This is a genomic window from Faecalibacterium sp. AF27-11BH, from assembly GCF_003603005.1.
GTDB lineage: Bacteria > Bacillota > Clostridia > Oscillospirales > Ruminococcaceae > Faecalibacterium > Faecalibacterium taiwanense.
Genome location: NZ_QVGS01000007.1, coordinates 119,071 through 127,464 on the forward strand (window position 1 = coordinate 119,071; position 8,394 = coordinate 127,464).

General features: G+C 59.0%; 8 protein-coding genes and 1 riboswitch. All 8 genes read right to left on the reverse strand.

The window, feature by feature from the left end:
* Positions 1-3: 3 nt before the first annotated feature.
* On the reverse strand, positions 4-708 hold the full coding sequence (cobI, locus tag DWY76_RS08730) for a precorrin-2 C(20)-methyltransferase (protein WP_120080990.1): 705 nt from the start codon (positions 706-708) through the stop codon (positions 4-6).
* The gene (cbiD, locus tag DWY76_RS08735) at positions 696-2,648 is read right to left on the reverse strand and encodes a cobalt-precorrin-5B (C(1))-methyltransferase CbiD (RefSeq protein WP_120080992.1); all 1,953 of its coding nucleotides are present in this window, start codon (positions 2,646-2,648) and stop codon (positions 696-698) included. The genes cobI and cbiD overlap by 13 nt, the downstream gene beginning before the upstream one ends.
* Positions 2,645-3,664 carry an iron ABC transporter permease gene (locus DWY76_RS08740; RefSeq protein ID WP_097781485.1) on the reverse strand — a complete coding sequence of 340 codons (1,020 nt, stop codon included), beginning with the start codon at positions 3,662-3,664 and terminating at the stop codon, positions 2,645-2,647. Before DWY76_RS08740 ends, cbiD begins: the two co-directional genes overlap by 4 nt.
* Before the next feature lie 30 nt (positions 3,665-3,694).
* Positions 3,695-4,834 carry an ABC transporter substrate-binding protein gene (locus tag DWY76_RS08745; protein WP_097781484.1) on the reverse strand — a complete coding sequence of 380 codons (1,140 nt, stop codon included), beginning with the start codon at positions 4,832-4,834 and terminating at the stop codon, positions 3,695-3,697.
* 107 nt (positions 4,835-4,941) lie between these two features.
* Positions 4,942-5,793 (reverse strand): iron transporter, encoded by an 852-nt coding sequence (locus tag DWY76_RS08750; protein WP_120080994.1) that lies wholly within the window; start codon positions 5,791-5,793, stop codon positions 4,942-4,944.
* A gap of 116 nt (positions 5,794-5,909) precedes the next feature.
* Positions 5,910-7,142: a sirohydrochlorin cobaltochelatase gene (locus DWY76_RS08755; RefSeq protein ID WP_120020473.1), complete on the reverse strand. Its 1,233-nt coding sequence runs from the start codon at positions 7,140-7,142 to the stop codon at positions 5,910-5,912.
* Positions 7,143-7,309: 167 nt separating this feature from the next.
* A riboswitch (cobalamin riboswitch) is annotated at positions 7,310-7,523 on the reverse strand.
* A 105-nt stretch (positions 7,524-7,628) separates the two neighbouring features.
* Positions 7,629-7,976 carry an Hpt domain-containing protein gene (locus tag DWY76_RS08760; protein WP_005943288.1) on the reverse strand — a complete coding sequence of 116 codons (348 nt, stop codon included), beginning with the start codon at positions 7,974-7,976 and terminating at the stop codon, positions 7,629-7,631.
* 152 nt (positions 7,977-8,128) lie between these two features.
* Positions 8,129-8,394 (reverse strand): hypothetical protein (locus tag DWY76_RS14225; protein ID WP_207665843.1); only part of this gene is annotated, 266 nt, incomplete at its 5' end.

Sequence of the window (8,394 nt, forward strand, 5' to 3'; positions counted from 1 at the left end):
ACGTTACTCCTTTACCAAAACGGTGGCAAAATAACCGGCCTGTTCCTGCGGCCGTTCAAGGGAAAGATCCGGGTAGACCCGCTCGTCCGGCAGACCGCAGTTGCACACAAGTGCGCTTTTTTTCAGCTTATCTGCCTGCTGCAGGGTATCCAATAAGACAGGCAATTGCCTGCCGGCTTTCATCAATACCTTGGTGCCGGGCATTTCCAGCACGCGGTCTGTCCAGCCGCCGGGCGCAATGATAAGCGGCGTATCCATGCCGCCGGTCAGCGGCACATTCAGCCGCGCCGCCGCCGTACAAAAGCTGGGCACACCTGCCGCCATGGCGGTGGCATAACCCCCGGCCTGCAAGATCTCCTGCAGGTAACCAAAGGTGGCATAGATGGAAACATCACCGATGTTCAGCATGGCAACGTCCTGCCCGGCATCCAGATACTGCTGCACCGCGGCGGCGGCTTTTTCGTGCGAAGCCGCCAGCGCAGCCGGATCACGGCTCATAGCAAAGTACAGCGGGACGATGGTCTTGCCGTCCAGCGCTTCTCCCAGCGCACTGCGGGCGATGTCCAGCGCCAGCATCTGGCCGGAAGCAGTCTGCGGCGCGGCCAGCACCGGGCACTGCCGGATGAGCCGCACAGCCTGCAGCGTCATCAGCTCCGGGTCGCCGGGGCCGACGCTGACACCGTAAAATGTACCTTTCAGTTCTGCCATTCCTGCATCAGCTCCTTTGCCGTTTTTGTTTCGCCCAGCGGGCCGTGCTGGTTGGAAAAGAGCACCGCGCCCACCCGGAACGCCCCGCCTGCCCGTCGGTCCAGATGCATCTGGATGGCGGCAAGGATGCTTTCCAGCACCGGTGCACGCAGCTGCGCGCCGTCCAGAATGTCAAGGCAGGCATCGGTGGTGGCGGCATCCATCAGGGCGGCGCACACCTCATGCGCGGCACCGCACAGCGCCGCATGGGCGCAAAACACTTCAGCGCGGCCATCCGCCGTGTGGGAGTGGGTGTTCATGACCCCTGCCGCCAGCTTGCAGAGCTTGCCCACGTGGCCTACCAGAAGCACTTCCTCAAATTTGGCCGTGGCAGCCATATCCAGCGTATCCCCGATGAAGTTGGAAGTTTTGACCACCGGGAACCGCTCGAACTGCGGCAGAGCGCTGGCCAGATAATCCAGCCCGTAGTTGCCGGGGGCCAGCACCAGCCGCCGGGGGCCGGGGGCATTTTTTGCGCGCAGTGCGGCCTGATTTATTTCCAGCTGGATGGTATCCAGAATGGCCTGCTGGCTCATGGGTTCCACGATGCCGCTGGTGCCCAGAATGGAAAGCCCACCCTCCACCCCGATGTGCGGGTTGAAGGTGCGCTTTGCCGTCTCGGCACCGCCTTCCACAGAGATGGTCACCGCAAAGCCGCCGGTGTAGGCAGCATTTTCAGCTTCCCGTTCCAGCGCCTCGGCGATCATCTGGCGGGGCACATGGTTGATGGCGGCTTCCCCTACGGGCTGGTCAAGGCCGGGCTTCGTCACCCGGCCCACCCCCTCGCCGCCAAAGATGCGCACGCCGGGGGCATCCGGTTCCAGCACCACTGACGCGACCACCGGCAGGCCCGTAGTCACATCCACATCGTCGCCGCCGTCCTTGCGGATGGCACATGCGGCACCTGTGTCCGTGCTGCGGCACCAGAGGGGAGCCACCTCCACCACAATGCCCTTGGGCGTGCGCAGAGCCACCGTTTCCGGTTCGCGGCCGGTCAGCAGCAGACGCGCCGCCCCGGCAGCCCCCAGCGCGGCACAGGTGCCGGTGGTATAGCCGCAGCGCAGCAGCTTCTGCCCGCTGCGGACGTAATGCTCAAACTGCGGCTTTCCGGCGGGTGCCTTTTCGGCTTCCGGCTCCGATGTGCCAAACAGAGCCGTGTACTGCTGTTCGGTCAGGCCGTACAGGGTGCGGATGTTCTCCGGCTGAAACGCCTGTTCCGGGGTCAGCACGCCGGAAACACCGCCGGGCGAAACGCACACCACCGTGTCCGCTATTTTTTCGGCCAATTCCAGCTCGTGCAGGCTCAGGATCACCGCCAGCTGACCGGTATGGGCCAGCTCCTTTAAAATGGTGAGCAGCTCGATCTTGCCCTTGATATCCAGAAAAGAGGTCGGCTCGTCCAGCAGGATCACTTCCGGCTGCTGGCACAGGGCCCGGGCCAGCAGGATGCGCTGGCGCTGGCCGTCGCTGATGCGGTTAAAATCCCGGTCTGCAAGGTGTGCCGCGCCCACCAGCTCCAAAGCTCTGTGCACCTGCTGCCTGTCCTCGGCAGACAAAATGCCCAGCCGTCCGGTGTAGGGATAGCGCCCCGCCGAAACAAAGTCAAAACAGGTGGTCAGCTCCATCCGGCGGCTGTGGGGAGCCATGAGAGCCAGCTTTTTGGCCCGCTCCGTTCCGGTATAGGCAGTAAGATCCTTCCCCGCCAGCAGCACTGTGCCGCCCATGGGGGCAAGCTGGCCCGCCAGTGTGCGCAGTAAGGTGGATTTGCCTGCGCCGTTGGGGCCAATGAGAGTCAGGATCTGGCCCGGCTGCACCCCGAGGCAAATATCCGAGAGCAGCGGTGTCTTGCCGTAGCCGATGGCAAGCTCCCGCGCAGTGCAAAGTGCTTTTTCGTTCATCATGCGCCCTCCCGCTCTGAATTGCGCCGCACCAGCAGCCAGATGACCACCGGTGCGCCGAACACGGCCGTGACCGAGCTGATGGACAGCTCCGTGGGCGCGAACAGACTGCGGGCCAGCAGGTCGCAGAACAGGCAGAAAGCCGCACCGCCCAAGCAGCACCCCGGCAGCACATACAGCGGCTTTGCGCTGCCCAGCAGCTGCTTGACAAGGTGCGGCACCGCGATGCCTACAAAGGAGATCGGCCCCGCAAAGGCGGTGACGCAGGCCGCCAGCAGGCTGGATAGCAGCACCAGCGCTGCCGAGAAAGGCTTGACATTCACGCCCACGCTGCGGGCATATGCTTCGCCCATCTGGTAGGCGGCCATGGGCTTGGAAAGCAGAAAGGATGCCGCCAGCGCAGGCAGCACCACCAGTGCCGCAGCCTGCACATTGGCCCATGTCACGCCGGAAAAGCTGCCCTGCGACCAGTTGTGCAGATTGACGATGTTGGAATCCTGCGCAAAGGCCACCACGATATCGGTGATGGCGGAGCAGATATAGCCGATCATCACACCGCAGATGACCAGAATGCTCATGCGCTGCACCCGCCGGGCCACCGCCAGCACAAAGGCCATGGAAGCCATGGCACCCGCAAAGGCAGCCGCGATCATCATGGCCGAGCTGGTCAGCATCCCGCGGTCCAGAAACACCACCATGGTCAGGGCCACCGCCAGCTTTGCGCCGCTGGAAACGCCCATAACAAATGGCCCGGCAATGGGGTTTGCAAAAAAAGTCTGCAGCAGGTAGCCTGCCGCGCTGAGGGCTGCCCCCAACAGCGCCGCCATGACCGCGCGGGGCAGGCGCAGCTGCAGGATGATGTTCCCCGCAAGCGCATCGCCGCCCTTGCCCAGCAGCGCCGTCAGCACCGCACCCGGTGCAAGGGATACGCTGCCCCAGAACAGGTTCAGTGCAAAAAGCACAGCCACGGCTGCCGCAAGGGCAATATAGGCGGCTGCAAGGCGTCTGGTACGGGTCATAGGCTTTCCTTTCTGTAAAATTTCCCTTCTTTAATCCACATGGGTGAGAAATTTCAGGGTACTGGCGGCAGGTGTGCCCTTGGTAAACACCCGGTTCATATCCACGATCAGGTCTGCCAGCTCCATGCTCTGCTGGAACAGGCTCTGGGTGGTGCACCACACCTGACCGTTCTGCACCGCTTTGAACTCGTTCAACAGTGGGAAACGCTCGGTCAGCTGGCTCACCGATGCGATCATGCCCTCGATTGCGCTGTTGTAGATGAGCACATCGGCATCCTTTGCACCTGCATAGAAGTCCTCAAGCGGCAGGTTCATAGTAGCAAGGCTGTTGCCATTGTCCGTCAGGTCCGCAAAGACATAGCTGCCGCCCGCCATCTCGATCATGCGGGCCACATAGTCACTGCCTTTGCGCACAGTGGCAAGGTTGTTGGTGGTCAGCGAGAAGAAGGCGCAGCTTTTTCCCGTGGGTTTCTGCGAGAGGATGGGCTGAACGGCTGTCTCCTGCGCGGAAAACACCTGCTCGGCCTGTTCTTCCCTGCCCAGCAGGATGCCGTAAAGCTTGATCCACTCCATGCGGGCCAGCGGGTCGCTCTCGTAGCTGGAACGCTCCACCAGCACCGGGATGCCAAAGTGTTCCAGCTGCTCCTTTACCTCCGGCGTGTGCAGGATCATGGTATTCTCAATGGCAAGGCGGCAGCCCGCTGCCAGGATCTGCTCGTAATCCGGGGCGCTGTACTTGCCTGCATACGCGATTTTTCCCTCTTCCATGGCCTGCTGCACCGCGGGCAGATACCAGCCCTCGGCCTTGGTGCCGGAAAAGGCCACGCTGTCCAGTGCGTCCAGATGCAAAAGCAGATCCATCACCGAGGTGGAGACCAGATAAATATTCTCCACCGGCTGGCGCAGCACAGTCACATCAGCAGGCAGACCGTCCACCTCCGCAGCATCTTCCGGCACAACAAGGAACCGTGCATCCGACTCCGCGATGGTCAGCATGGTATAGCCGCCCTCATAGCAGTCCGCTGTGAACTGCTGTGCATAGTCCAGCTTGTAATGATGGGAGAAAACAAGACTTTCCGTATTGGCAGGTTGAGCCTTGCTGCCGCAGCCGGTCAGCGTCAGCGCCGCAGCGGGGATCAGTTTCAGAAATTGGTTGCGGGTGATCTTCATAGGTAACTCCTTCCGTCACGGCTTGCGCCGTGCCACCTCCCTCATAGAGGAAGGCTTTGGCAGTACGGTAAAGTTTATCTTTTTGCCAAAGAAGGTGACTGGGGGAGTCACTTCAGACTTGCAGAATCAAAGGTCAGCGTATACTCGATCTCGTGGGGGGTGCTCATGGCAACGGTGTCGGCGGTGACATCCAGTGCGGTATCCAGCGCCGATACCGGAATTTCAAAGGTGGAATTGCCCTCGGTGTTGGTGGGCAAATACTTCTCGCCGTCCACGATCATATAATCATAGTTCGGGCTGCTCCACACGATGGTAGCGGTCATTTTGCCACCCGCCACGGTCAGGGCGGCGGGGCTCTCCACGGTGGCACGGCCGGAGCCGCCTTCCAGCGTCACCTCACAGGTGTAGGTGCCGTCTGCCGGGGTCTCGGCTTCCGCAGCCTTTTCCACGGCATCACGCACGCTGACGACATGGTCGTACCACTTGCCCTTGGTGCCCAGAATGGCAAGGTCAAAGTCCGTATCCACAGCAGTGACCGGGATATCGAAGCCGTACACCTCCTCCGAGGTGCCGTCGGAATAGGTAACGGTATCTGTGGTGGGCTGCAGCCAGTCGGCCTCGTGGTCGGCGGCATCGGAAGCCTTGCCCAGATACAGGTTGACGATATGGGTGGAAGCAAGGCTGACATGGAAGGTCATCTGGCCGTTCTCCACAGTCAGGGTGCCCTTGCCGTCGCAGGCTTCGTTGGCGTGGAACATGCTGCTGTCGGTGTCAAACTCGGCGGTATACACACCATCCGGCAAAGCGGCGATCTCAGCAGCAGAAGAAGCCACAGAGGATGCCGCCTCGGAAGAAGCAGCACTGGAAGCTGCAGAAGATGCCGTGGAAGAAGCGCCGCAGCCCACCAGCAGACTCAGTGCCAGAGAAGCAGCGACAACACAGGAAAAAACGCGTTTCATAGGAAATACCTCTACATTATAAAAATCAGCTTTTATTATACCATTGTTCAGATAAAAAATGAACCCTCTCCACCGGATGCCGCAAAGCGGCCGCGAGACGGAGAGGGTTCGTTTGATCAACCGTTCAGAGAATCGATCGCCGCCTTGGTGTGGGCGACATACAGGTTCTGGACATCCTCGATCTCACCCAGACCAGCGATCTGGCAGTCGATGCTGTCGAAAGCACCGGAAGCCTTGAACTGGCTCAGCCAGGAGTCGGCATCCTCACCGGCCATATCGTTGTTGGCGTGATCGCCGGCAACCACCATCAGCGGGCGCAGGATGACCTTGGTGTAGCCCGCAGCCTTAACAGCCTCGATCACGTTCTCGCAGGCAGTCTCTTCCGGCTTGCCCTCAACGGTGCCAATGAACACATTGTCGTAGCCCAGAGTCTGCATAGTGGTCTGCATCTGGCTGTAGCTCACCTTTGCGGTGTGCGAGGTGCCGTGGCCCATAAAGACAAAGGCGACCTTGTCCGCAGCAGCGGCATCCAGACTGTCGTAGCCGGCTTCCTTCACGGCAGCAGCGGTGACAGCCTTGGCAACGTCTTCCTTATCCTGATTGATGATGGTGGCATCGGAACCGACCTCGCCCAGCAGGGGCTCAGCCACAGCGACAGATTCAAACTTGTCGCGGTAGGTGTCGATCATTTCCATCATCTCGTCGTACTCAGCACCGTGCATCAGGTGGGTGGGCTGGACGACCAGATTCTTCACGCCGTTTTCCACAGCGCGGTCCATGGCCTGCTGCATGTTGTCGATCTTTTCGCCATCACGAGCCTGCACATGGTTGATGATGATCTGTGCGGTGAATGCGCGGCGCACAGACCAATCCGGGTATGCGGCCTGCAGAGCATCCTCGATGCCCTTGATGTCCTTCACGCGGCTGTCGTTGAAGGAGGTGCCGAAGGAGACCACCAGCAGCTCGTTGTCGCCAATGTCGTCCTGATTGCGGGCATCGTCCTTGGAAGCATCGCCGGTGTCACGGCCAAAGTAGTCGGGGTCGGCGTTCTCACCTTCCACCAGTTCCTTCTGGGTGTCGGTCAGGGCATCCCATGCAGCCTTGGCGGCTTCGCACTGGGCATCGGTATCCTCATTGCGCTCCTGCACATAGATGGCATCGATCAGGTCTGCCACGTTCTTTGCTGCCATTTCGTCAGCCTCCTCGCTGCTCGCTTCGCTGGAAGCAGAAGACGCAGCGGTGCTGGATGCAGTGCTGGAAGCAGCACCGCCGCAGCCGGTGAGCACGCCGGCGCACAGAGCCAGAGCCGTAACAGCTGCGGCCAGCTTTTTGGTTTCGATCTTTCTCATTGTTCTTGTCCTTTCCTGCTGGATAAATTGCGGTTTGAACCAAACAAAGGGTACAGGAAAGAGAGATGAAAAAAGAGGCCCTTCTGTCCTGCGGATGGCATGACAAAAAGACCTCTGTTGTTTCAGGGCTTTTTGGTACAACCAATTCCTCGTGATCTGGGGTTTGCACCCCCGTACCAACAGCAGGCAGGTTTCCTGACTGAAAGATCGCCGCCCGTCATCTCCTTCCCAGAGCAAAAGCTCCAGTGGCTGGTGCAAAGCACCCTGATGCGGACTCCCTTATCACAGTGACGAGATCGTGCGGGATCTGCACCCGCTTCCCTTTTACCCTTTCCGCCGTGCAGTGCATCGGCAAAAGGCACCTGCTGTTTTTCTGTTCAGTTCGTCCGGCATTATATCATAAAACTGCGCAGAATGCAATAAAAAACGGCATCCTGCCTTTTTATAAGGAAGGATGCCGTTTGGAGATCGAGCCAAATGCGGAGCTTACTGGAGCGCACGGATCGCATTGATGGTGATTTTGTACTGGCAGGTCACGCTGTCAAACAGCTCCTTGGTACCTTCCAGTGTGCCTGTGCGCAGCACCTCGGTCAAATCGTAGGTGGGCTGATACAGGTTGGTAAAGCCCAGGTTCTGGCACACGCCCTTGAGCGTGTGTGCCGCACGGAATGCTTCCTTCACATTTCCTTCCTTCAATGCCTGCTCCAGTTTCGGATAGCTGTCGTCGTTCAAAAACATCAGCGTAAATTTGCAGATCATGCCTTCGTTGTAAAGCCGCTTGAGCACGTCCTCATAATTTGCGCCCATCTGTCTATAACATTCCTGAATCGTCATGGTTTGTCGCTATGCCTTTCTTTTTCTACTTATCCCGCCTGATTTGCCACAGAGTGACAAAAGCGCCATCCATTTTGTTGCACTTTGTTGCGTTTTTAATATATCACGCCTTACTGCGTTTTTCAATGCAGAGACAAAAAGTCTTGCACTTTTCACATATTGTCCCGAGTTTTTCTTGCAATTTGCCTATCAATTTCTTCCGGCTGGCTTTTTTCTCCGACTTTGCCGTGCCTGCATGGCTGCAGGGCTTTTCCCGCCTTTGCTCTGCACAGAAAACGCATTTGAAGAAAAAGGTAAAAAAACAGTTGACAAAAGCCTTTCTGCATGATAGAATAAACAAGTCGTCCGGCGAAGGACACAAAAAGTGAATATGGGCGTGTTCCCGAGTGGCCAATGGGGACAGACTGTAAATCTGCTG